The organism is Maribellus sp. CM-23 (assembly GCF_021354595.1).
In the GTDB taxonomy this organism is placed as follows: domain Bacteria; phylum Bacteroidota; class Bacteroidia; order Bacteroidales; family Prolixibacteraceae; genus Draconibacterium.
On sequence record NZ_JADWYJ010000004.1, the window covers coordinates 372,325 to 395,479 of the forward strand.

Here is a 23,155-nt window from a genome sequence, read left to right on the forward strand (position 1 = left end):
GAGCTAAACAATATGGATACAATCAATCTTACAATCGATCATAAACCTGTGGTGGTGAAAAAAGGCACCACTATTTTGGAGGCGGCGTCGGGCATCGGCATCGATATTCCTACGCTTTGCCATATGAAACTGGAAGATCTGAATATTGAAAACAAACCCGGAGGCTGCCGTATTTGTGTGGTAGAGGTAAACGGTCGTCGGAACCTGGCGCCGGCCTGCTGCACCGAGGCAAACGACGGAATGGAAGTGAATACCCACTCGATGCGCGTAATCAATGCGCGCCGCACGGTTATGGAACTCATTCTTTCCGATCACCCGTTTGATTGCCTGGTTTGTGCGAAATCGGGAAACTGCGACTTGCAGGACATGGCGCACCGCCTTGGTATTCGCGAAATTCATTACAAAGGCGAACAGTCGACCTACCGCGAAGACACTTCTCCGGCGATTATTCGTGAAGTAGATAAATGTATCATGTGCCGCCGTTGCGAAACCATGTGTAACGAAGTGCAGACCGTGGGGGTTCTCTCTGCGATCAACCGTGGTTTTCAGTCGGTAGTTTCGCCGGCATTTGAGATGAATCTCGATCACTCGGTTTGTACTTACTGCGGACAATGTGTGGCAGTTTGTCCGACCGGCGCGCTCACCGAAGTAGACGAAACAGGAAAAGTGATTCGCGCACTTTCTGATCCGACCAAAACCGTGATTGTGCAAACAGCTCCGGCGGTACGTGCTGCACTGGGCGAGGAGTTTGGAATGGAAGCCGGAACACTGGTAACCGGGAAACTGGTAGCCGCCCTGAAACGACTTGGTTTTGATTATGTTTTTGATACCGACTTTGCAGCCGACCTTACCATTATGGAAGAAGGTACTGAATTGCTGAGCAGGCTTCAAAAACACCTTGACGGAGATAAAGACGTAAAATTGCCGATCCTGACTTCGTGTTGCCCGGCCTGGGTGAAATTCTTTGAACATCAGTTCCCCGAAATGAAGGACATTCCTTCTACCGCCCGCTCGCCGCAGCAAATGTTTGGTGCCATTGCCAAAACGTATTTGGCCGATAAACTGGGTGTTAAACGCGAAGATTTGGTGGTGGTTTCCATTATGCCGTGCGTAGCTAAAAAGTATGAATGCGGGCGCGACGAATTCAAAACCAATGATAATCCGGATGTGGATTATGCGATTACAACCCGGGAACTGGGAGCTTTGATCAAATTATCGAGCATCGATTTTAAAGCCTTGCCAAACGAGGACTTTGATCATCCGCTGGGCGAATCGAGTGGTGCCGGTGTTATTTTTGGTACTACCGGAGGTGTGATTGAAGCGGCAGTTCGTACAGCTTATGAGGTGCACACCCAAAAAGAGCTTCCGCGCCTCGATTTTGACGAGTTACGCGGTATGGAAGGTATTCGCGAAGCCACGATCGATTTTAACGGTTTACCCATCAAAATTGGTATTGCGCACGGACTGGGAAATGCACGCAAACTGCTGGAAGATATTCAGGCAGGGAAAAGTGAGTTCCACGCCATTGAAATTATGAGTTGCCCCGGTGGATGTATTGGTGGCGGCGGTCAGCCCTACCATCATGGAAATGCCGATGTGTTGAAAAAACGCCAGATGGCTCTCTATACCGAAGACCGGAACAAAGTCATCCGCAAGTCACACGAGAATCCATACATCGTGAAGCTTTACGAAGAGTTCCTGGGCAAACCGATGAGTGAAAAAGCACATCATTTATTGCATACAGAATACTTTGACAGGACATAAGAGTCATTGGTCAATGGTTATTGGTCACTTGTAATTCAAAAAGAAGTAATCATGAGACTAGAAGATTTAGTTGTATATCAGTTGGCAATGGAAATAGGAGAAGAAGTTTTTGCTATTGTAGATCAATGGGAGAGCTTCCACAAATGGACAACTGGTAAGCAGTTAATTGAAGCTGCTGATTCAATGGCTTCGAATATTTCGGAAGGATATGGAAGGTACTTTTACAAAGAAAACAAGCAGTTTCAATATTATTCAAGAGGATCACAAAGTGAAACACGGACTTGGTTGCAAAAAGCTAAAAACAGAAATCTGATCGATAATGAAACCCATCTTCATTTGATTTTAAAGCTGGATGAACTTGGGAAGCGACACAATAACTACATCAAATCGATCGGAAAAACAGATGACCAGTGACAACTGACTGATGACTGTTCGGAAAAGAATAACAAATTACTGATTTACTTAAAATTAAATCAAAAAAGCGATGCCAAAAATAAAATTAGCAGAACATACCATTGAACTCATCAAAACGATTTGTGCTGAGTTTGGGAACAAGGAAAGTGAATTGATCAATGTTTTACACAAGGTACAGGGAGAACTGGGGTATTTGCCGGCCGAGGTACAGGAAGTGATTGCCAAAGAACTGAAAGCTTCTGTGGCAAAAGTATACGGGGTCGTTACTTTTTACAGCTTCTTTACCATGATTCCGCAGGGCGAACACCCGATTTCCATTTGCATGGGAACAGCGTGTTATGTGCGTGGTGCCGAGCAGGTGTTGAGCGAATTCAAGCGCCAGTTAAAGGTGGAAGTGGGTGAATCGACAGAGGATGGAATGTTTTCGATCAATTGCCTGCGTTGTGTAGGGGCCTGCGGACTGGCTCCAGTAGTGACCGTTGGCGAAAAAGTGTACGGTCGTGTTGCTCCGACGGATGTTAAAAAGATCATTGCCGAATACCGCGATGGTTGTACTTCCGACAGTAAAACAGCTTAATTTGGATAACAAGCAAATACAAAAAATCCCTTCGGAGAATCCGGAGGGATTTTTTATTTATCCTGAAATGCTTTTGATAAAGCGGATTGAATGTTCGTTGAAAACGTCGGGCTGATCGATGTTGCAAACATGCCCGCTGTTGCTGATCACTTCCAGCCGCGAATTAAAATGTTGTTTTACCAGGTTGGAAACCATTGGCAGAAACATATGGTCGCGGTCGCCCATAATATAGAGTACCGGAGCCGATGCTTCCTTCATCAGAAATTCCTGCAAATTCAGCTTGATTTCAGAAGACATTCGCAGCCATTTTCTGAATTCTTTTTCACCCAAACGAACCGCCTCTTTTATAAATAATTTTCTCGATTCAATGTCCTTTTTATAAGGAATCAGAATCCAGGCATTGATTCTATACAGCCACATGTACGGAATAATCGAATTCAGCAATTTGGCCACGTTCAGCAATACCTTTATTCGCGAATTAAACTGAATAACCGCACCGCCTAGAATAATCGATTCGGCGCGCCCGGGAGCCAGCTTATCCATGGCCCGGATGACAATACAACCCAGCGAAATACCAACTAGATGTGCTTTTTCAACCTGCAGGTGATCCATGGTTTTGATCACGTCCAGTGCAATCTCGTCGAATTTGTAAATCTCTTCCTGTGTATATTCTTTTTTTGATTTTCCGTGGCCGCGCAAATCAACCAACAACACATTAAAGTGCTTCTTGAATTCACGCAGCTGTCTAAACCACACTACGTTACTTCCTCCCGCTCCGTGAATGAAAACGACCCACGTTTGCGAAGACTTATGCCGGAATGTTTTATGATATAACATGGCACAAATGTAGAATTTATTTAAGAACGAACTTCCAGCCTAATTGTTGAATAATGTTAATTGCTTGCTAACTTAAAGTCCGGGACATATAAAGCGCGGTGTGTTTCGGCCAGCATCTCTTTTAACGGAAGGTTGGAAGGAACTTTGGTGCAGTCGATTTTCGCAATGTTCTCGCGGGTGGGAAAAACACCCGGAAACCAATGGCTTTTTTGCTCAAAAATCTTGTAGCGGTATTGGGCGTATTCCTTCATGTCGTAACATTTCCAGAGCTTTCGTAAGCGAAGAACCTGCGGAATATTAATTTCAGAGGGATCATTTTGCAGATCGTAGCCATCGTAGCCGGCAAAGGGATCGTCGTTGACAAAACTGTCCAGTTGCAACTTAATGTTTTCTTCCTGTGGAGACCATGGAAGAGTAAAGGGAAAAATACCTTTCATTTCCTCAAAATGTTCACTTTCCGTCATCCCAAACGAAAGCGTATGAACGGCCGGATTTTGCAAACAAAACCTTGCATTCCACTGAATGGGAGTGAGGGGAGAGGTGGCGTTTCTTACCTTTTCAGGAGCTCTAAAAAGCTGCCCGCCCTTGTCGTTGGGAGAAATAATGAACACGCCCATATCGTTTGCCTGCGCCATGTTTACTGCGGCCAGGTTACGCTGATCAAAATAGTAGTAATGAAGATTGACAAATTCAAACAAACCTGACTCAATGGCCCGGATGATCACGTGCAACGGAGCGTGTGTACTAAACCCCACGTGGCGGATAATGCCTTCTTCTTTTAGTTTCAGCAGCTCTTCCACTGCGCCTCCCGGCTTACTGCTTTGCTCAAAAAGTTCCTGTGTATTCAGGCCGTGCCAGCCATAAAAATCAAGATAATCGGTTTGCAGGTCTTTTAGCTGGGTTTCAACCTGCTTTCTGGTATCGCTGGTCGTCAGTGGGTTTCCCTTTGTCATTAGGTGGTACGATGAACGCGGCACCGAAAGCTCTTCGTTCAGCACTTTCCCGTAAACTGTTTCACTTTTTTTATAGCCCCAGGCGGTTTCAATATGGTTCATTCCGGCGTCAAAAGCATGACGCACCATGTTCAGGCACTGCTCGAGCGTGTCTTTCGGAATTTCGTTCCGGGGTTCATCCCAGCCGTGTTTAAAGCGCATCCCTCCCAAGGTAATAACGCTCAGGTGTTTCTCTGTCTTACCGAAACGTCGGTATTCCATTCCTTCTTTTTGATTCAGAATTGAAGCCATATGCTCATAATTTTCAACAAAGCTCCTTAAAAACCTCAACAGAACTTAACAGGAGCCGGCAAAAATTGTTTGAGTTAATGTTCTGTTATTGTTAGTCAAATAATTCCTCGTGGCAAGCCACGGGGGCCTTATATTCTCCCCTGAAATTCAGGGGAGATGTCATTCGTCTATTGACGGATGACAGAGGGGTGAAATAAAGAAAATTCGATTTTCAGTTTTTTGCGAAATAAAGTTAGTCTAATACTTCTTGGCTTGCCTCGGAGATAGTCAACTTTAAGAATTTTCTTTGTTGCCCGAAAAAATAAAACCCGGAGAATTTCCGGGCTTTACTGTTATCGCTTATTTTTTGTTTTTTACGTATTTATCCAGCCATTCATTTTGCTCCCAAAGCATATGAAGGATCGATTCGCGGGCAGCATACCCGTGACTTTCCTTGGGTAACATTACCAGGCGGACAGTTGCTCCCAGACCTTTTAGTGCATTAAAATAGCGCTCGCTTTGCAGAGGATAAGTTCCCGAATTGTTGTCGGCCTCACCATGTATCAGCAAGAGCGGCGTTTTCATTTTGTCGGCGTGCATAAACGGCGACATGTTGTAATAGATTTCCGGCGCTTCCCAATAGGTGCGTTCTTCACTTTGGAAACCAAAAGGAGTAAGTGTGCGGTTGTAAGCGCCGCTTCTTGCAATTCCGGCAGCAAACAAATCGCAACGAGAGAGTAGGTTGGCGGTCATAAACGCACCGTACGAATGGCCTCCCACGGCTACTCGGTTGCGGTCAATGTAACCAAGCTCGTCAACCGCATCAATGGCCGCTTTGCCATTGGCAACCAGTTGTTTGATAAAGGTGTCGTTGGGTTCTTTATCGCCTTCGCCAACAATTGGGAAAGCGGCCCCGTCGAGGATGGCATAACCCTGGGTTACCCAAAAGATAACCGATCCGTACCCGGGGTAAGTAAAGGTATGGGGCGACGAAGTTACCTGCCCGGCAGTGGATTTGTCTTTGTATTCACGCGGATAGGCCCAAAGAATCATGGGTAGCTTTTCCTTCTTCTCGCGGTCGTATCCGGCAGGCAGATACAGAGTGCCCGACAGCTCAATTCCGTCGTCGCGTTTGTAGGTGATCACTTCTTTGTGAATTCCGTTTAAGCTTTCAATCGGGTTGGCAAAGAAAGTAAGTTGTTGGGGGGCAATCCGTCTTTTTGTGTTTCGGATGAAATAGTTGGGGAAAGTGGTACTGGCCTCCACGCGGGTGAGTAAAACTCCGGTTTTGGCATCCAGAACACGCGATATATTTTCAAGGGTTTCTTTGCCGTCGGCACGCCACAAACGCAGGTTTTCTTTTGACTTCAGGTCAAATTCATCAAAAAACGGACGGATACCTTCCGGAGAATAACCGGTTCCGGTGAGGTAAACCTTGTTTTTGTTGAGTGTGAGCGTGTATTGCCCCAGTTCGTTTCTTTCGGTAACAAACGATCCCGGATCATTGTAACGGTCGTTCTCGTTGCGGTCAAAAAGAATTTCCGGCTCTTGCGATGGGTTGGATGGATTGAAGAGATAGGTTTTTGTGTTGCGGGTATTCCACCAGCGGTCATAGGCAATCGCTACTTCGTCGCTTCCCCAGGTAATTCCGCGATAGCGTTGTTGGGTTTTTAAAATGGAAACGGGCTCGCCGTCAAAAGGCGCTTTCAACGTGAATATTTCGTCGCGGAAAGGTACCTCGATAGCCGGATCGCCTTCATCGAGTGCTTTCACGTAATACAGTTCTGCCGGTTTGTCGGAACGCCACCTCAAGCTTCTGATTTCTTTTGTGGTAGCCATAAAACCCTGCGGACGTACTTCTTCGAGTGGTGTGTCGAGGACAAGCTTTATTTCTTTGCCATCCTGGTCGTAAATGATTGTTTTTTGCGGAAAGCGGTCGAGTGTAACCAGGTAGGAAAACGGCTTGTGAAGGGTTTCCACCATCACATAGACTCCATCGGGAGAAAAGTTAAAACCGGCGTACATGGCGGTTTCTTTCCAGAAGTCTTTTTTACCGTTCAGGTCAACCGTGTATAAGGTGGAACGAACCAGTTGTTCAAAATTAAATTCGTCGGCTTTGTCTTTCAGCAAGTCCTGGTAGGTGCGGTTTTGGGCTTTGGTGCCGTCGCTTACTGAAACACTCGGGCCTGTAGGTACGGTAGTTGATTTATCAATCAAAGGCTGACGGTCGTCCGGAATAAATTTGACCAGCAATCTATCGCTGCTGTCAAACCATTCAAAGGGCGATCCAAGGTTGGCATTCAGGTTGGCATCGCTGAGCTTTTTACAGGTGGCGCTTGCAATGTCGAGCACCCACAATTCCACGCCTTTCGAAGTTGTATGGGTAAAAGCCATTTTTGTTTGATCGGGCGACCAGCTGAAGTTGGCTAAAACCGGTTTTTCGGGTAATCCGGTAACTACTTTTTCTTCTCTGTCACCTACTTTCATCAGCGAAACGTTGGTGTAATAGTTTGTTCTGCTACCGATGTTGGTTACGGGATTAATACGCAGCCCGGCCAGGCGCAGTTCGGTTTCCGAGAGTTCGGCAATGCTTTTAAAGCGGCTTCTGTTCAGCAGCACAATGTTTTCATTTTTGTAATCAAAGATGGGAGTGGGCACTCCGGGAGCATCAACCAGTTCAAGGATTTCCTTTGGCGGTTCCTGGTAGGTGATGTCTACCTGGGCAAAAGCGCTGCCAAAAAGGATGGCAACAATCAATGTGATAAGTGCAGTTTTTCTCATTTAATTGAATAGTATGAATTAAACTTAGGATGTAACTCACGAATTTATAAAAATCATCGGGGAAAACGTTTTTTTAACTGCTTAGTTTGATCGTGTGAGGTATCCGAAAAGGGATTTCACCGCCAATCGGATGGAATGAGCATTGAAGGGTTGTCTGAATATCCTTTTTGTAATTACCGGAACTTGCTGCTATTTATGTTGAATTATAAAGCAGGAAAAGAAAACCGTTCTGTAGGCTGAAAGCGGCTCATTTGAAGAAAAAAATCCCATACTGGGAAAGAGAAAATTTCTGGCACAGCATTAATGCTTTGTTTCCCAGTGTTTTGTATTTTTTGGTCTGGTAGTTGTCTTTTAAGAATCAAGCGACAAAGAATAACAGGGTAGAGCGACTTCTACAACATGGTTGGTTTTATATTTAGGGTTTGTAAAATATCAATCATCTTTCAAAAAGCGTCACAGCGTTCTACCTGACTTTAGAAATAAAAAAACCGTTCGGCCTCGAACGGTTTTTTATTTTGGGTTCTACTTCAAAAAGCGTCACCACAAAGCTTCTACAACTTTGTTGGTAAAATAAATATATTATAATTGAAATGCGTCCTTCTATTATAAAGTTCGGTTCCGGGTTAAAAGGTAACCTGTTTGCCGGTAATTTATTCTCGTTTTAAATAGCTGTCGCCTCGTAAAAGTGCTGTTTTTACTTAGAGTTTCTCTATCCGGAACGTTCCGGAGATATCCGAATCCAGCTCTGATTCCTCCGTTTTTTTGAGTAGTATATTTTTCCCCAACAGATCGTCAGAGAACTGGTTGTTCCTGATCTGGACGTGTTTACAGAATTCAAATGTAAAAGTGTAGGGCCGTTTATGATAAGGCTCAAAGGTGTAGCTGCGGAATACTTCGTTGTTGTTGAAAGTGATTCGGTCCACCGAACGGGCAAACAGCACCGGGTAATCAAATGGATGAAAGCGGTTGTTCTCAATTTTTATGTTCCGGTGAAAACAGGGCGTTTCTTCATCCAGTTTCGGGATAATGGGATAAACCGAAATAATTGCCTCGCAAAACTGGTAGGGGCTGGTGTTGCAAAGTTCCCCAAAGGTGTTGTTGCGGATGGTAACATCTTTCACCGCACCCGATTCAAACCATCCGTTGGCATCTCCGGCAATCAGGATCGCACTGCCACTCGATTCAAAAGTATTGTTTTCAACTACTACTTTCCCCGGCGTTGAAACCAGCAAACCACGCGCCCGGCAATTTTTGAACTGACTGTTGGTGATTTCCACATCGGGCGACCAGGTCAGATTTTCCAGTGCATCGCCCACTTGTAAAGTCTTGGGTACGGGTTGCGAAAACGTCAGCACAAAAATGTCTTTACTTACAGGTTGAAAGGCTACTACTTCTCCCGAACCAATGGAATTCATCCGTTCGTTTTCGATAAAATTGACGCGGTCGCCTTTGTGCCCCCAAACCATGCCCGAGCTTTGGTGGTGCATAAATTTGCATTTTACTTTGTTTTCGGGCATTATCTCCTGCACCTGAACGCTGGTGCCATGAACATTGATCGGATCGTCCATCAGACCGGCAAATTCACAATGGGTAACCTTTATAAGGCCTTTGCAATTGGATACCTGCAGCCCATCGTCTCCGCCACCGAAATAATGATTGCGTGCCAGGTTGGGAATGGCCCGGTACCGGTCGAAGGTAAGGTCTTCGCTAAACTGCGCCAGAATTCCCAGGCCGGTGGCATGAAAAAGAGATAAGTTCTGAACCGTAATGTTCTTCGAATCGGTAATAAATACCCCCGAATGAGCGCGGTTGGCATAACGCATCACCAGGAAGTTTCCTTTTTTGGGTTTTCGGGCAAACTCGTTGTACAACCTCAAAATCCCCGGCATGGTAGCCACTGCTTTGTATTCCCGCCAGTTGTCCCCCAAACAACCGTTGTCGCCGGTTTGCGGTACTATGTAGCGTCCTTCCTGGTCGAATTCCATGGTGCCGTACCATTCATTCAGTTTATCGCCTTCCGGAAAATAAAGTTTGTCGTTTTCCATCCTGAAATTGGCTTCTTTCGCGTTAAAGGAAAGATCGATGTAATGATCGGTGACCTTTAGGATCTTTGCCTGCGCAATCAGGGGCTGCTCCCAGTCGATGCGCAGATTCTTTAAAACAATGTTGCGGCAGTTATCAAAGGTAAAAGGCTGCATCTGATCGTGAAAAACAAGCGTGGCACCCCGGCCGTCGATCACCAGGTTGTTTACGTTCTCAAAAAGAAACGCACAGGCTTTGGGGTTGATATCGGTGGTATTCGATTCGAAATAGGTTTTCTTCGTGCATTCATTGGGGTAAAAATGGTATTCTCCCGGACTAAACAACAAAACTTTGGGCTGATCTCCCTTGATATCTTCCAGCGCTTTGTTGATGTATTTAACCGCATCTCTGTCTTTGGTTTTGTACAAACCGTAATCTTTTAAATGAATGTAAAGGGTGTCGTTTGGTGCATCGGTTGCGACGGCGGACTGAGCAAAGCCAACCAGTGCCAACAGGATGATAAAGAATAGGTTTGTTTTCATAGTTGTTATTTGTTGCAAGATAAGAATCCCGCAGAAATGATTAGAGCATATTTTTAATCCCGGTGATGTGCGGCAGTTTTACCCAGTTGGGGTGTTCCGTTGTTTCTTCGGTTTGTTCGTGAAGCCAGGTGATGTGAAAGGGAATATGAATGCCAAAGCCTCCCAGTTGTACCACCGGTTCAATATCCGACTTGAAGGAATTGCCGATCATCAGAAAATCTTCCGCCTCAATTTCGAGGTGACTGAGCAGTTTTTGGTAATCGGCCGGTCTTTTGTTGCTCATCACTTCCACATGATGAAAGTACTTTTCCAGTTTCGATTTTTTCAGTTTCCGTTCCTGGTCGAGCAAATCGCCTTTGGTCGCCACAATTAGTTTGCAGCCTTTTTCTTTCAGGTAGTCCAGCGTTTCGAGCACACCGTCAAGCAATTCTACCGGCTGATTGATTTGTGTTTTCCCCAGTTCAATAATCTGCTCCAGTATTTTCGGCGGCACTTTGTTTCCGGTAATCTTCAGCGCCGTTTCAATCATCGAAAGCACAAAACCTTTGGTGCCGTAGCCGTATTCTTCCAGGTTATTCATTTCAGTGGCAAAAAGCACTTCCATGGTTTCGTCCGATGTGCTGAAGTCGGACAACAAAGCACAAAATTTTTCTTCGGTTTCGCGAAAAAATGTCTCGTTTACCCAAAGGGTATCGTCGGCATCAAAAGCAATTACTTTGAAGTTTTGTTTCATACTATTAGAATTGATTGTTTTCAAAGGTATAGTATGGAACTCGCATCTATTTTAATCGTCCTATTGTATGTGAATAATTTACATGCTCGTTTCATTTCTCTGCCTGTTTTGTTGAAAAGGTTTTACAAGGCCAGGTTCACCACGGTAATGCCGGAACCGCCAAAATCAACGTGTTCGTCTTTGTAACTCCGCACCATGGGCTCGGCACGCAGGTATTCGCGGATGGTTTCTTTCAGAATGCCATGGCCTTTCCCGTGAAGGATGCGAAGTTGCCCCACTTCAAACATGATTGCTTCGTCGATAAATTCAGTGATTTTGGTAATGGCTTCATCCACGCGTTTGCCGCGGACATCGATCTCGGGCTTAAACGAAAGACGGCGTTCCGAGAAATTCTCGCCCAAAACCGAGGGTTTGCCGTAGCGTTTTTTGTCCATCTTTTTGGCTTCGTTATTACTGATGCGCTCAATATTCTTACGCGGAATGGTTGTCATCAGCTGGCCAAAAGCCACGATCGCATTTTTCTCGTTTACTTCGATGAGGTCGCCAATCGTATCCTGCCCTTTTATCCTGACTTTATCTCCGGGGCGCATCTCGATCCGCTCTTCCAGCTTTTCTTTCGGAATCGGTTTTTTCGATTCTTCGGGGCGGCGTTTGTTGCGCTCTTCTTCCCGGCGCTGAAGCTTCGAAAGTTTGCCGGCAAGCTGTTGATCATCACTGGCCGATTTTTTCCCCACTTCTTTTTTCAGCCCTTCCAGTTCTTCACGCATCTGCCGCGTTTTCTCCTTGTCGGCCTGCGCATTTTTTATTTCGCGGATGGTGTTCTCGATCCGTTTGTTCACATCCTTCAGCAAAGCATCGGCTTCTTCCTTTGCTTTTTTCAGGATCTCCTTGCGTTGTTTCTGTATTTCTTCCAGCTCACTCTGGTAACTCTCAGCCGTGTTGTCAAGGATCTTTTCCACCTTGCGGATCTTCATCCGTTTGGTTTCCCAGTAGCGTTTGTCACGGTCGATCTGCCGCAGGTTGCGGTCGAAATCGATGTGATCCTGCCCGATCTTTTCAGTGGCTTTCTCGAGAATTTCTTCCGGAAGCCCTATTTTCCGCGCAATTTCAAAAGCAAACGAACTGCCCGGTTTCCCAATCTCCAGTTTGAAAAGCGGGTTCATCTGGTGCGAATCGTAGAGCATGGCGCCGTTTACAATTCCATCGGCCGACGAGGCAAAATGCTTCAGGTTGGTGTAGTGCGTGGTGATCACCCCAAAGGTGCGCTGCTGGTTCAGCTTGTCGAGGATCGACTCGGCAATGGCACCCCCTAGCATCGGTTCGGTACCGGTTCCGAATTCGTCGATCAGCACCAGCGTTTTTTCGTTGCAGTTGCGCACAAAATGCTTCATGTTCATCAGGTGCGAACTGTAGGTACTCAGGTCGTTTTCGAGCGACTGCTCATCGCCTATGTCGATAAACAGCTGATCAAAAATACCGGTTTTACTGCCGTCGTTTACCGGGATCAGCAAACCGCACTGCAGCATGTACTGCAAGAGGCCGGTGGTTTTCAGACACACCGATTTACCCCCGGCGTTGGGCCCCGAGATCAGTAAAATATGTTCTTCTTCCGTGAGCTTAATATCCAGCGGAACAATTTTTCGTTTTTCCTTTTGAAGCGTTTTCAGCAAGAGCGGATGAATGGCGTGGTACCATTCAATGATGGGTTCGTCGCGAAAGTCGGGATGTTGTGCATCAAACTCTACCGCGAGCAAAGCTTTGGCCCTGATAAAATCGATCTCACCCAGAAAGTCGTACGAATACGCCAGCTCGGTGAGGTAGGGGCGGATGTCGTTCGAGAATTCGGTAAGAATGCGGATGATCTCGCGGCGTTCGGCATATTCCAGCTCGCGGATCTCGTTGTTCATCTCCACAATCTCGGTGGGCTCGATGTACGAGGTTTTTCCCGTGGCCGATTCGTCGTACACAATGCCTTTCAGCTTGCGTTTGTTGGCCGCCGGAACCGGGATCACAGCCCGTCCGTCGCGGATCGATACCGAAGCATCGTCTTCCACCCAACCGTCTTTTTGCGCCTGTTTCAGGATGCTTTGCAGCCGTTTCGACATGTTGTTCTGCATGTTGAAAATGCTGCGGCGAATCTGCGCCAGCTCCGGTGAGGCATTGTCGCGGATCTTCCCGAATTTATTCACGATCGTGTCGATGCGGTCGTAAATATAGGGGAACACCTGCACGTTGGCGGTTTTTTGCTTCAGCAGTGGAAAAACCGCTTCCTCCTGTTTGCTGAAAAAAGTAACGATGGCACGCACGGCTTCGAGCGAGCGTTTCAGGTCGAACAGTTCCTGGGGCTCGAGGAAACGGCCTTCGATGCGGATCTTTTGCAGCGCCGCCCGCAAATCGTAATAATGCCCGGCCGGGAAATTGTCGTACTCGCGCACAATGCGGCTAAACTCTTCGGCCTCGCCCAGTTGGCGCAAAATGGTTTCGTGCGAGGTCTGGAAATGCATTTCGTCCACCCACTCGTTACCCATGGTGCTGATGCACTTGGCATGTAACATCTCGCGGATGCGGTCGAACCCGATCTTCGCCTCAAAATTATGTGGATAAACGTTGTTCATTGCCCCGCAAAAATACAGTTCAGAGTTGAAAGTACAAAGTTCAGTGATCAGTATTCAGTCGCAGTGATCAGTCGCAGTATTCAGTCTCATTACCCGATGCAAGAATTCAGGATACTCTGTGTCTTCTCCGTGTTCTCTGTGGTTAAACTCGATGCTTGATACAAGATTCTTGATACTCGTAGCTCGAAGCTCGGGGCTCGCAGCTTCCTTCTTTTTCCCCATTTTCGAGGGGGACGAGGAATTCAGTTGGCTTCGACAACGGAATGACGGAGGGGGTGTCCGGGATACATTAGTTCAAAGTTCAAAGTTCAAAGTTCAAAGTTCAAAGTTCGGAGTTCAGTGATCAGTATTCAGTCGCAGTGATCAGTCGCAGTATTCAGTCGCATTCGTTGATTCCAGAATTCAGCATACTCCGTGTCTTCTCTGTGCCCTCTGTGGTTAAACTGGATGCTGGATACTCGATGCTTGATTCTGGATACTTGATGCTTGATTCTCGATACTCGTAGCTCCCAACTCGCAGCTTTCTTCTTTGTCCCCATTTTCGAGGGGGACGAGGAATTCCGGAGGCTTCGACGACGGAATGACGGAGGGGGTGTCAGAGATATATTAGTTCAAAGTTCAAAGTTCAGAGTTGAGCTCGTCGCTCAAAGTTCCGTGCTCTTTGCTCCATGCTCTTTGCAATTTAACCGTTTGGCAATTTAGCAATAGCTTGCAGTTCTGTTGCCGTGCTGCTGTTTTTTACTCGTAGCTCGCAGCTCGCAGCCTTTCCTCCTTTGTCCCCATTTTCGAGGGGGACGAGGAATTCCGGAGGCTTCGACGACGGAATGACGGAGGGGGTGTCAGAGATACATTAGTTCAAAGTTCAGAGTTCAAAGTTCAGAGTTCAGAGTTCAGAGTTCAGTGATCAGTATTCAGTCGCAGTATTCAGTCGCAGTGATCAGTCTCATTACCGGATTCCCAAAATTCAGTATACTCAGTGTCTTCTCCGTGTTCTCTGTGGTTAAACTGGATGCTGGATACTCGATGCTTGATTCTGGATACTCGATACTTGATACTCGAAGCTCGCAGCCCGAAGCTCGCAGCCCAAAGCTCGATCCTGACTCTGAACTCTAAACCCTAAACTCTGAACTAAACTCCCTCCCCTCATTAACATAGTTTAATTTTTTTTGAGGGCTGTTAATAGCTTTATTCCTGACCTTTGGAGAAACAAAGCCAGGCATATGAAACAACTTTTACTTGCAACTTTCATTTTATCCGGTCTGTGTTCAATGGCGCAGGAAGAACGTATGCTTATCCAGGGGAAGATCGTGGACGCAAAAGGCGACCCCGTTCCCGACGTTTACATTGTAAACCTGCTGAGCCAGGAAAAAGACATCAGTTTGAAAAACGGCGTGTTTACCCTAAGCATTTCGCCCACCGACTCACTGCTGTTATCGCACATTTCGTATTTCAGAAAAATAGTAAGCGCCACCCAGTTGCTTCGAAATCCGGTGATCACGCTCGAATCGGAAAGCATTAACGTAGAGGAAATAACCGTCTCGCCCGACGAAAAGTCGGCAGCAGAAATCGTTAGCCAGAATTTGAATGTAAAGGAATGGGACATCCGGCCGCAGCCCGGCGATGGTTTTTCGGAGTCGGAAAGAACCAAGCAAATGATGACTGAACACAACAGTGTGCTGCGCAGCGAAGCTTCTTCGGTATCCTTACTAAAATTTTCGATAGGCGATATGCTGGACAAATGGAAGAAAAAGCGAAAAAAACGAAAAAACTACCGCTAGAAACAGAAGCTACAAGCCTTGAGCTTCGAGCCACAAGCTTATTGGGGATTAAAATTGGATGCTCGATGCTCGATACCGGATTCTCGATCCTTGATACTCGATACTCGGGGCTCGTAGTTCGTAGCTTGAAACTCATTACTCTGTACTCACTCTGCCTGCCCGGCTACTGACGGGAACACTGAACACTAAGCTCTGAACCCTTTGTCCCCATTTAGGGGGACGAGGAATTCAGTTGGCTCCGACAACGGAATGACGGAGGGGGTGTGTTCTGGATACTCGATACTCGATACTCGATACTCGATACTCGATACTCGATACTGGATACTCGATACTGGATACTCGATACTGGATACTCGATACTGGATACTCGATACCGGATACTCGATACTCGGGGCTCGAAGCTCGAAGCTCCATGCCCTTCGCCCTCTGCCCTTCGCCCTCTGTCCTTTGCTCCATGCTCCTGGCTCTCTGCTCTTTTCTCCGCCCAATTATCTTATGTTTAAAATACTTTTGCTACATTAGAGCCTGTAATGTGGTGACACCCCGGGACGATCAGCAGCGATAGATTTGCCACCCCAGAAGACAGCTTTACAAGGAGTTTGTAAACGTATATAAACACTATAGCCATACTGCAGGCCAAGCGAATAAAACGCTTAGATTGACAAATAGTGAAGTAGATATACGATACGTTAGCAGTAAGTTTAATGAAGAGCCAACGAACTAATCTTTCTAAATGGAAGTAAGAGAAATAAAAGATATAATAAGCGACATTAAAGAGCTGGTTAACACAAAAGGATACATTTATACTTTGTGCTTAATCATCATGGATGATTTCCATTTTAATGTTGAAAAGATGCATGAGGTTGACAATCGTGCGAGATTGAGTAAGAATGAAGTATCATTACTTATTGGGTTTCTAATACAAAATAGAATAAATCTTGACACACCAGAAAGTCCTTTTGATTTAGCAGAACAAAAGAAAAAGACCTACAAATTAATGGATGAGTTACATAGTTCAACATTGACGCCAATGTTTGAAAAGTTTAAACCATTAATTGACAATCTAAATTCTAGAGAACAACCTGATAAACGTGATTTTTTTGGTGGAGAAAATGTTTTTATTGAACCTATCTTTTACGCAGGGGATGGAATATATGAGTTTCAATATATAGAATTCCTTAATCGAAAATATAAGTACGATGAAACCTGGTTAAACTTAAATTCAAACTTTTATTTTGACAAAATAAATAAGATTACCTCTCAAATAAAGAATTCCCATCAAGAAAAAATTAAAAAAGTCAATTTCTTAGGTTTAAAAGAAAATAAATCTCAAATAATTAAAGACTTAAAAAAAGACAAGTCAATCCCAAAAAATGAACGAGGCAAAAACATTGATGAGTTCTTCACAATAATTGAATTCTTCCAATTTTTCGAATTGTTTGAAACAGATTCTCATATAAAAGAAGGGCTAAATCCTGAAGAAATTGGAGAAAAGGGATGGAGTTCTTTTTATACCGGAATCATTGATTTATTCACCATTCGCAAATCTGATTTTCATAACGATTTGAACATAGACTCGTTCCTTGATAATTTCTCAATTAAATTAGATAAAAAGGAAAGAAATAAACAATTTCAAAATATTGGAGATTTCAATCTCTTCACCGCTAAACCAATCATTCAACTTGATTCAGAACGTTTCTTTGTACCTATATCATTTTCTATTTTTGAGGCTGTTTATGAGAGTCCGTATTATTGGATGCAAGCAGACAATCACTATAAGAATAAGCTTGCAGAAAACAGGGGAAGAGTTGGAGAAGAGATAACTTACGAGCTTCTAAAAAAGGTTTTTGGTGAGAAAAGAATATACAAGTCCGTTAAGATTGTGTCGAAAAAAGGACATGATGATACCGACATTGATGTTCTGTGTATTCTTGGAAGTAAGGCGCTATGTGTACAAGTAAAATCAAAAAAACTAACACAACTCTCGCGTAAAGGTAATTTCAATCAGTTGCAAACAGATTTCAAGAATGCAGTTCAAGATGCATACGAACAAGGTCTTATTTGCCGTGAAAGAATTGTTGAGAAGAAAGCCACTTTTTTTAATGAAAGAGGCGATAAAATTGACATTACAGAAGATATTGAAGAGGTTTATATATTAGGTATTACTACAGAAAACTATCCTACTCTAACACATCAAACTTTTGCATTTTTAGAAAAAGAAGAATCAGCACCACATCCACTTTTCTTGACAATTTTTGATTTAGAACTAGTGTTATTTTATCTCAATAATCCTTACGACTTTCTTTATTACGTTCGTCAACGAATTGAATTAATGGAATATTTTCATTCAAATGAAGAAATAAACTATTTAGGTTATCATTTAACAAATAAATTAAGGAAAGACCCAAAGTTCGATTATTATCAACTTGACACAAGTCTTGGACAATTAGTCGACCGAAATTATTATCCGTTGAAACTTGGAATTAAAACTTCCTCTGAAAATGATAAAATTGGTAATAGATGGAAAAATGAAGATTTTGAAATATTATGTAACCAAATTGATGAAATAAATTCACCTAAAAAGACAGATATAATATTTCATCTATTAGATTGGTCTGAAGAATCTAGAGAGAACCTAATCAACCAGATAAAAACGACAAAGCAAAAAACTAATACTGATGGGAAGTGGCACAACTTCTCAATTATGGCTGGGTTGGTTCGGTCTTCTTTTGGGTTAACTTTTATATCTTGGGATGATAATGACATTTACGAACTCAATGATAGATTGCTTCAACTAAGTAGTAATCGGAAATATAAAAGTAAAGCAGATTTTTGGATTGGAATTGGGTGTTTAAAGGATAGTGGAAGATTCGTCGACTCCATTGTATTTAGTGATGCTAAATGGGAGTTTGACGAAGAAATGGAAAAAGAAATCGAAATATTATTAGGAGGGAAAAACCAAGGAACTCCCATGAAATTAGGACGAAAAATAGGGAGAAACGAATTTTGTCCGTGTGGGAGTGGATTAAAATATAAAAAGTGTTGTGGTAGAAAATTTTAAAAACCTACCGCTAATCCCCGCTCCCGCGCGCTAACATCGCGTGGTAAAGGAGTTTTAACGTAAAACCAATAACAACATTCAAAATGGAAAATCTTCATCCTTTATTTTTTATCGGGGCTGTAGTGGTTCTGTTGCTTATGGTTCTTTATTTTCTTCCCATTGGGCTATGGTTTGCGGCAACCGTTTCGGGGGTGCGTATTTCGCTTATGGAACTTTTATTAATGCGACTGCGAAAAACTCCGGTAAAAGAGGTGGTTGAAGGTTTAATAGTTGCCACCAAGGGAGGCTTAAATCTAAGCCGCGATGAGCTGGAAGCCCTGGCATTAAGCGGAGGTGATGTGAAAAATGTGGTAAACGGTATGGTGGCCGCCAAACGGGCCGGTTTTCCTTTGTCGTTTGAGAATGCAGTAAAAGCCGATGCCCAGGGCCTGAACATCCTTGAATCGGTACAGGAAAAAATGCGCGAAACACAAAAAGTTCAGTTTGAGTAATCCTGACATATTTGATGTTAAAAGCTAAATTATGAGAAGGACGCAGATACTTTTGGTAGCAATTTTACTTATTCTGTTTTACTCGTGTTCATTAAAAAAGGACAAAAGGATTGACCGAAGCAAAATCAATGAACATTATACTTCGGCTGGTTTATCGGTTAAACCACAAAATGTGTATGAGGATAAATATGACTTACTGATTAAGGAATTTCAGCAAATTAATGGGCCGGATATTATTGCTAAAACTAAACGTGGCTTCCCATTTATGATGTCTTGCGAAATACTCGGTGATTATTTTACAAGTCCTAAATTAAAGGGGAAATATGCCAAAACTGAAGTTGAATTATACCCCATTCAGTCTTCAATAATCAAAGCTACTTACGATAAAGAGCTGTATGATTTAAGCGATGTTGAAAAAAAAGAAAAGTTTAATTACAAGGATCTTACCGTTCTGTTTCGATTAATGAGAAAACTGGATGTTAAATGGATTTTGCGAGAAAACAATTATATCGAATTCTCGGGTTATGTGCCACCAGCAGATCATGGTCTTGATCTTTATAACGGATATATTTATTGTCTGAATGATTCGGTTCCGGAAATAAATAAGAATGTATTCTATCCCGTACTTTACCGGTTAGATGACAATTGGTATTTTTTTGTTCGTGAAACCGATCGGAGTGGTGGGACTCAATAAGAAACCGATGTCCCCGCTCCCGCGCGCTCACATCGCGTGGTAAAGAAAAAACTACAGGCCATACGCTACCATCGTGCGGCAGCACGATAAAATTTGAAAACAATGAAAAACTGGATTCTTATAGCAATAATGTTAACGTTTCAATTGCCTTTATTTGCACATGAGGACACACCTATTACACTAAGCAAAGAGGAGAAATTAATAGGACTTCCTGAAAAATATGCGAACGCAGAATTTAACCGTGCAACGTTCACATTGGCAATAAACGATCAACAGATAATTATTCCGGAATGCATAAAAGAGTTTTTCAATCACTATAAGGACTACGACATAAGCTTCTCAGCATCATGGTATCATAACTCTGAACTTTTACCCCACTACATACATATGGATATTACTACCGCTGAAAATCCATATGGTTGTCAGGTATTTTTCAACCTTGAAACATTAGAAATTTACCAGGTAAATAAGCCTAAAGTGATACCTAAAGAGGGTTACCCTGGGTTTTACACAGCCAATGAGCAAATAATTTCTGAAGAATGTCGCGAATCTGTATTGAATTCAATAACCAAAAAATAAAAACTCGACCCCGTTCCCGCGCGCTAACACCGAGTGGTAAAGAAAAAGCTACAGGCCACACGCTACCATCGTTCGGCAGCGAAGGAAGCTTTTACCGGTCTATTATTTTTGAAAGATTCTGAAGGGAGTTCTGTATTATTTTATTCCATTGCGGCTTTAAAACCCACGCATCCATATAGTTGCCAATGATGGGAGTTGAAATTGAATATTCAAGTCCATAAGTAAGTTTCGTTTTTCCGTCGATTACTTCAAAGTTCCAAAAGGATTTATAGGGTGGGCCTTTTATTCCAACAACTTTAAAGCCCACATTTTCGGTATATTCATAAACCTCCGCCTCTATTTCGTATTTAAACATCATCATTTTTGCCTTATACCTGTATTTTGCACCCTTCCCTTTTTCAACTTCGCTTATTGATTGAAAGTCAGATACTCCTTCAAACCATTCCTCCCATTTCTTCCAATCAGAGGCATATTCGAAAACTTCTTCCAAAGGAGTGTTTAATAAAACACTATGAGCGATTTTGGTCATGACACATGGATTTTAGTTTTAGAGAAAGGTACAAAAAATGGGACAAAGAACGAAGCTGCGAGCTACGGGTATTAGGAGTTCAGAGTTCAGAGTTCAGAGTTCAGGGTTCAGAGTTCCCGTCAGTGGCCGGGCAGGCGGAGTGAGTACCGAGTAATGAGTTTCGAGGTGCGAGCTACGAGTAAAAAACAGCAGCACGGCAATACAGCAACACGGCAGCACAGAACCATAAGATCGGGCTACGAGCTACGAGCTTCGAGCATCGAGAATCCAGAACACACCCCCTCCGTCATTCCGTTGTCAGAGCCAACTGAATTCCTCGTCCCCCTAAATGGGGACAAAGGGTTCAGAGTTCAGGGTTCCCGTCAGTAGCCGGGCAGGCGGAGTATGTATCGGGTATCGAGCTTCCAGCTTCCAGCTTCGAGCTTCGAGCTTCGAGCTTGGAGTTGTGAGCTACGAGCTACGAGTAAAAAACAGCAGCACGGCAATACAGCAACACAGCAACACGGCAACACAGAACAGTGAGATCGGGCTTCGAGCATCCAGTATCCAGCATCGGGCACCCGGCTGGCGCAGATTTGTAATCCGTGCCATTTTAGTACAACCAATCACCGAAAACAAAAAGAAAAATCTCCGCTCCCGCGCGCTAACATCGCGTGGTAAAAAAGAGTATTTTTAAACTGTTTAACCATAGTAACTACACTGCATTATGAATCTGCTATTGATTGTTTTGCTCCTCGTACCCATTGTTTTCCTGGTTGCACTTTTTATTGGAATTGTAAAGAAAAACAAACGACTCCGGATTACCTCCCTGATCTTTTTCGTGATCGTCTCGCTGGCAGAGCTTGCTTATTTTACCCAGCTTCCGCACCATTGCATCGCGTGGTAAAGGAAAAAAGCTAGAGGGCACACAATAAAACAGTGCAGCCGAAGGTTCAGCATTTGTGAATCAAGAATGAAAAGAGTTTACAGAAAATTATTCATACAAAAAGCAGTGAGGGGTAGTTACAGCGCCTTCCTGCAAAAAATAACAGAAAAGAAGCAATGAGTACCAACAGAATAACCCGCTTAAACCCCGAAAATATACCGGCACCGGTAGGCAACTACTCACACGTTACCATAATTCCAAAGAATTCAGACTTGTACACGTTTTCGGGGCAAATTGGGATCGATACAAATGGGAATATTCCCGGGAATTTGAGCGAACAGGTAGTATTGACATTCAAAAACATTCAAGGGCTTTTGGATAGCCAAAACCTAAGCGCTGACAACGTGATAAAAGTAAATATCTGGGCTACCGAAGACATTGACTGGGAATTTTTTGACGCCGAGTGGGAAACCCTGTTCGGACAAACATACCCTTCGATGACGATTGCTTATATAAAAGCACTGGGATTGCCCGAACTGAAAATTGAGATTGAAATTTGGGCGGCTAAGTAATATTACGCTCCCGCGCGATGGCATTGATAGTCAAAGGAGTTCAGAGTTTAGGGTTCAAAGTTCAGAGGCCATAATCCAGTATCTAATATCCTGCATCGCGTATCGAAAACGACCACTGACCACTGATCACTGAATACTATTCATAGCGTCAACCGAAAAAAAACATAAAAGCTAAACAACCGGTATATGATTGAACTAAAGAAAGAAAAATACGCCCTTTTGGAAGCGCCGCTAAAGGACGTGAAGATCAACCACCTTTTTGCGCGTTCGGTAATCGAAAAGAAAGTGGACGGGAAGGTGTTTGTTGACGACGCTGAACACCCGAAAACATTTTATGTGGTTCATCCCTATGGCATGAGTTTGTTGTTTGGCGACAGTGAAAACAGCGACTTTAACAGCCAGCTGACCGACTATTGTTTCAACCGGCAGGGGATTCGGAATTCGTTTGAATGGATGCAGGCCTTTCCCGGCAACTGGGATACTACATTGCCCGGGTTGTTTGGAGACAAATTGCGTGTAGCGTTGGATGCAGAGGAAGCTCCCGGCGATTGCATTGAACTGAACACCCGCGTAAACTTCCGCTTCAACCGGGAGAAGTACCTGGAGTTTAAGCACGCAAACATAAACGGGCAGCACGAAATAAAAAGAACCGACGCCGCTATTTTTGAGGCGATGACCGGAAGCGTTGTTCCCGCACGTTTTTGGAACAATGCCGGCGATTTCTGTCAAAACGGGATCGGGTTTAGTTTGTTTGACCGCGGCAGGCTGGCTACCACGGCCTATTCTGCTTTTATTTTTGAAAAAGAGCTGGAACTGGGCATGGAAACGATCCCCGAATTCAGGGGGAAAGGCTTTGCACAATATGCCTGTTCGGCTTTGATCGATTATTGCCTGGAAAACGATTATGAGCCGGTTTGGGCGTGTAAATTAAGCAATATACCATCGTACGGCCTGGCTCAGAAACTCGGGTTTGTTCCGGCACTGACTTTGCTTTACTACCGGTTGGCGCTTTAATGGCTAACTTATAACAACCAGCCCTGCTCCCGCGCGATTGCATCGCGTGGAAAAGGGGTCTGGA

Annotated in this window: 18 protein-coding genes; 11 read left to right on the top strand and 7 right to left on the bottom strand. The window is 44.0% G+C overall.

Annotation, left to right across the window (positions count from 1 at the left end):
* The first annotated feature begins 12 nt into the window (after positions 1 to 12).
* The 3 genes from INQ51_RS15450 to INQ51_RS15460 all read left to right on the top strand — a co-directional run bounded on the left by INQ51_RS15450 (position 13) and on the right by INQ51_RS15460 (position 2,755).
* Positions 13 to 1,764 (top strand): NADH-dependent [FeFe] hydrogenase, group A6, encoded by a 1,752-nt coding sequence (locus INQ51_RS15450; RefSeq protein ID WP_233378854.1) that lies wholly within the window; start codon positions 13 to 15, stop codon positions 1,762 to 1,764.
* A 51-nt stretch (positions 1,765 to 1,815) separates the two neighbouring features.
* The gene (locus tag INQ51_RS15455; protein ID WP_233378855.1) at positions 1,816 to 2,178 is read left to right on the top strand and encodes a four helix bundle protein; all 363 of its coding nucleotides are present in this window, start codon (positions 1,816 to 1,818) and stop codon (positions 2,176 to 2,178) included.
* A gap of 70 nt (positions 2,179 to 2,248) precedes the next feature.
* Positions 2,249 to 2,755 (top strand): complex I 24 kDa subunit family protein, encoded by a 507-nt coding sequence (locus tag INQ51_RS15460; protein WP_119439753.1) that lies wholly within the window; start codon positions 2,249 to 2,251, stop codon positions 2,753 to 2,755.
* A 57-nt stretch (positions 2,756 to 2,812) separates the two neighbouring features.
* On the opposite strand, the gene INQ51_RS15465 is transcribed toward INQ51_RS15460, so the two are convergent.
* The 6 genes from INQ51_RS15465 to INQ51_RS15490 all read right to left on the bottom strand — a co-directional run bounded on the left by INQ51_RS15465 (position 2,813) and on the right by INQ51_RS15490 (position 13,508).
* Positions 2,813 to 3,592, bottom strand: a complete 780-nt coding sequence (locus tag INQ51_RS15465; RefSeq protein ID WP_233378856.1) for an alpha/beta fold hydrolase — start codon at positions 3,590 to 3,592, stop codon at positions 2,813 to 2,815.
* A gap of 56 nt (positions 3,593 to 3,648) precedes the next feature.
* A complete protein-coding gene (locus INQ51_RS15470) occupies positions 3,649 to 4,836 on the bottom strand; it encodes an aldo/keto reductase (RefSeq protein ID WP_233378857.1) in 1,188 nt (395 codons plus the stop codon).
* 339 nt (positions 4,837 to 5,175) lie between these two features.
* The gene (locus INQ51_RS15475; protein WP_233378858.1) at positions 5,176 to 7,596 is read right to left on the bottom strand and encodes a prolyl oligopeptidase family serine peptidase; all 2,421 of its coding nucleotides are present in this window, start codon (positions 7,594 to 7,596) and stop codon (positions 5,176 to 5,178) included.
* Positions 7,597 to 8,294: 698 nt separating this feature from the next.
* Positions 8,295 to 10,160 carry a right-handed parallel beta-helix repeat-containing protein gene (locus tag INQ51_RS15480; protein ID WP_233378859.1) on the bottom strand — a complete coding sequence of 622 codons (1,866 nt, stop codon included), beginning with the start codon at positions 10,158 to 10,160 and terminating at the stop codon, positions 8,295 to 8,297.
* 40 nt (positions 10,161 to 10,200) lie between these two features.
* The gene (locus INQ51_RS15485; protein WP_233378860.1) at positions 10,201 to 10,893 is read right to left on the bottom strand and encodes an HAD family hydrolase; all 693 of its coding nucleotides are present in this window, start codon (positions 10,891 to 10,893) and stop codon (positions 10,201 to 10,203) included.
* 122 nt (positions 10,894 to 11,015) lie between these two features.
* On the bottom strand, positions 11,016 to 13,508 hold the full coding sequence (locus INQ51_RS15490; protein ID WP_233378861.1) for an endonuclease MutS2: 2,493 nt from the start codon (positions 13,506 to 13,508) through the stop codon (positions 11,016 to 11,018).
* Positions 13,509 to 14,728: 1,220 nt separating this feature from the next.
* On the opposite strand from INQ51_RS15490, the gene INQ51_RS15495 reads away from it, so the two are divergent.
* The 5 genes from INQ51_RS15495 to INQ51_RS15515 all read left to right on the top strand — a co-directional run bounded on the left by INQ51_RS15495 (position 14,729) and on the right by INQ51_RS15515 (position 20,111).
* The gene (locus INQ51_RS15495) at positions 14,729 to 15,286 is read left to right on the top strand and encodes a hypothetical protein (RefSeq protein WP_233378862.1); all 558 of its coding nucleotides are present in this window, start codon (positions 14,729 to 14,731) and stop codon (positions 15,284 to 15,286) included.
* Between the two features lie 733 nt (positions 15,287 to 16,019).
* Positions 16,020 to 18,347: an SEC-C metal-binding domain-containing protein gene (locus INQ51_RS15500; protein ID WP_233378863.1), complete on the top strand. Its 2,328-nt coding sequence runs from the start codon at positions 16,020 to 16,022 to the stop codon at positions 18,345 to 18,347.
* Between the two features lie 83 nt (positions 18,348 to 18,430).
* Complete coding sequence (locus INQ51_RS15505; RefSeq protein ID WP_233378864.1) at positions 18,431 to 18,838, top strand: flotillin-like FloA family protein; 408 nt, start codon at positions 18,431 to 18,433, stop codon at positions 18,836 to 18,838.
* Between the two features lie 31 nt (positions 18,839 to 18,869).
* A complete protein-coding gene (locus INQ51_RS15510; RefSeq protein WP_233378865.1) occupies positions 18,870 to 19,532 on the top strand; it encodes a hypothetical protein in 663 nt (220 codons plus the stop codon).
* A 102-nt stretch (positions 19,533 to 19,634) separates the two neighbouring features.
* Positions 19,635 to 20,111: a hypothetical protein gene (locus INQ51_RS15515; protein WP_233378866.1), complete on the top strand. Its 477-nt coding sequence runs from the start codon at positions 19,635 to 19,637 to the stop codon at positions 20,109 to 20,111.
* Between the two features lie 91 nt (positions 20,112 to 20,202).
* Here INQ51_RS15515 and INQ51_RS15520 read toward each other — a convergent pair whose 3' ends face one another.
* Positions 20,203 to 20,640, bottom strand: a complete 438-nt coding sequence (locus INQ51_RS15520; protein ID WP_233378867.1) for an SRPBCC family protein — start codon at positions 20,638 to 20,640, stop codon at positions 20,203 to 20,205.
* 706 nt (positions 20,641 to 21,346) lie between these two features.
* On the opposite strand from INQ51_RS15520, the gene INQ51_RS15525 reads away from it, so the two are divergent.
* The 3 genes from INQ51_RS15525 to INQ51_RS15535 all read left to right on the top strand — a co-directional run bounded on the left by INQ51_RS15525 (position 21,347) and on the right by INQ51_RS15535 (position 23,091).
* Complete coding sequence (locus INQ51_RS15525) at positions 21,347 to 21,526, top strand: hypothetical protein (RefSeq protein WP_233378868.1); 180 nt, start codon at positions 21,347 to 21,349, stop codon at positions 21,524 to 21,526.
* 155 nt (positions 21,527 to 21,681) lie between these two features.
* Positions 21,682 to 22,077 (top strand): RidA family protein, encoded by a 396-nt coding sequence (locus tag INQ51_RS15530; protein WP_233378869.1) that lies wholly within the window; start codon positions 21,682 to 21,684, stop codon positions 22,075 to 22,077.
* 186 nt (positions 22,078 to 22,263) lie between these two features.
* Positions 22,264 to 23,091, top strand: coding sequence for a GNAT family N-acetyltransferase (locus INQ51_RS15535; RefSeq protein ID WP_233378870.1), 828 nt, complete (start codon positions 22,264 to 22,266; stop codon positions 23,089 to 23,091).
* The last annotated feature ends 64 nt before the right edge of the window (positions 23,092 to 23,155 follow it).

Coding starts and splice junctions, on each gene's coding strand:
- INQ51_RS15490 (WP_233378861.1), bottom strand. CDS start 13,508: ATGAACAACGTTTATCCACATAATTTTGAGGCGAAGATCGGGTTCGAC.
- INQ51_RS15455 (WP_233378855.1), top strand. CDS start 1,816: ATGAGACTAGAAGATTTAGTTGTATATCAGTTGGCAATGGAAATAGGA.
- INQ51_RS15480 (WP_233378859.1), bottom strand. CDS start 10,160: ATGAAAACAAACCTATTCTTTATCATCCTGTTGGCACTGGTTGGCTTT.
- INQ51_RS15535 (WP_233378870.1), top strand. CDS start 22,264: ATGATTGAACTAAAGAAAGAAAAATACGCCCTTTTGGAAGCGCCGCTA.
- INQ51_RS15485 (WP_233378860.1), bottom strand. CDS start 10,893: ATGAAACAAAACTTCAAAGTAATTGCTTTTGATGCCGACGATACCCTT.
- INQ51_RS15475 (WP_233378858.1), bottom strand. CDS start 7,596: ATGAGAAAAACTGCACTTATCACATTGATTGTTGCCATCCTTTTTGGC.
- INQ51_RS15470 (WP_233378857.1), bottom strand. CDS start 4,836: ATGGCTTCAATTCTGAATCAAAAAGAAGGAATGGAATACCGACGTTTC.
- INQ51_RS15515 (WP_233378866.1), top strand. CDS start 19,635: ATGAAAAACTGGATTCTTATAGCAATAATGTTAACGTTTCAATTGCCT.
- INQ51_RS15530 (WP_233378869.1), top strand. CDS start 21,682: ATGAGTACCAACAGAATAACCCGCTTAAACCCCGAAAATATACCGGCA.
- INQ51_RS15495 (WP_233378862.1), top strand. CDS start 14,729: ATGAAACAACTTTTACTTGCAACTTTCATTTTATCCGGTCTGTGTTCA.
- INQ51_RS15510 (WP_233378865.1), top strand. CDS start 18,870: ATGAGAAGGACGCAGATACTTTTGGTAGCAATTTTACTTATTCTGTTT.
- INQ51_RS15505 (WP_233378864.1), top strand. CDS start 18,431: ATGGAAAATCTTCATCCTTTATTTTTTATCGGGGCTGTAGTGGTTCTG.
- INQ51_RS15520 (WP_233378867.1), bottom strand. CDS start 20,640: ATGACCAAAATCGCTCATAGTGTTTTATTAAACACTCCTTTGGAAGAA.
- INQ51_RS15460 (WP_119439753.1), top strand. CDS start 2,249: ATGCCAAAAATAAAATTAGCAGAACATACCATTGAACTCATCAAAACG.
- INQ51_RS15500 (WP_233378863.1), top strand. CDS start 16,020: ATGGAAGTAAGAGAAATAAAAGATATAATAAGCGACATTAAAGAGCTG.
- INQ51_RS15525 (WP_233378868.1), top strand. CDS start 21,347: ATGAATCTGCTATTGATTGTTTTGCTCCTCGTACCCATTGTTTTCCTG.
- INQ51_RS15450 (WP_233378854.1), top strand. CDS start 13: ATGGATACAATCAATCTTACAATCGATCATAAACCTGTGGTGGTGAAA.
- INQ51_RS15465 (WP_233378856.1), bottom strand. CDS start 3,592: ATGTTATATCATAAAACATTCCGGCATAAGTCTTCGCAAACGTGGGTC.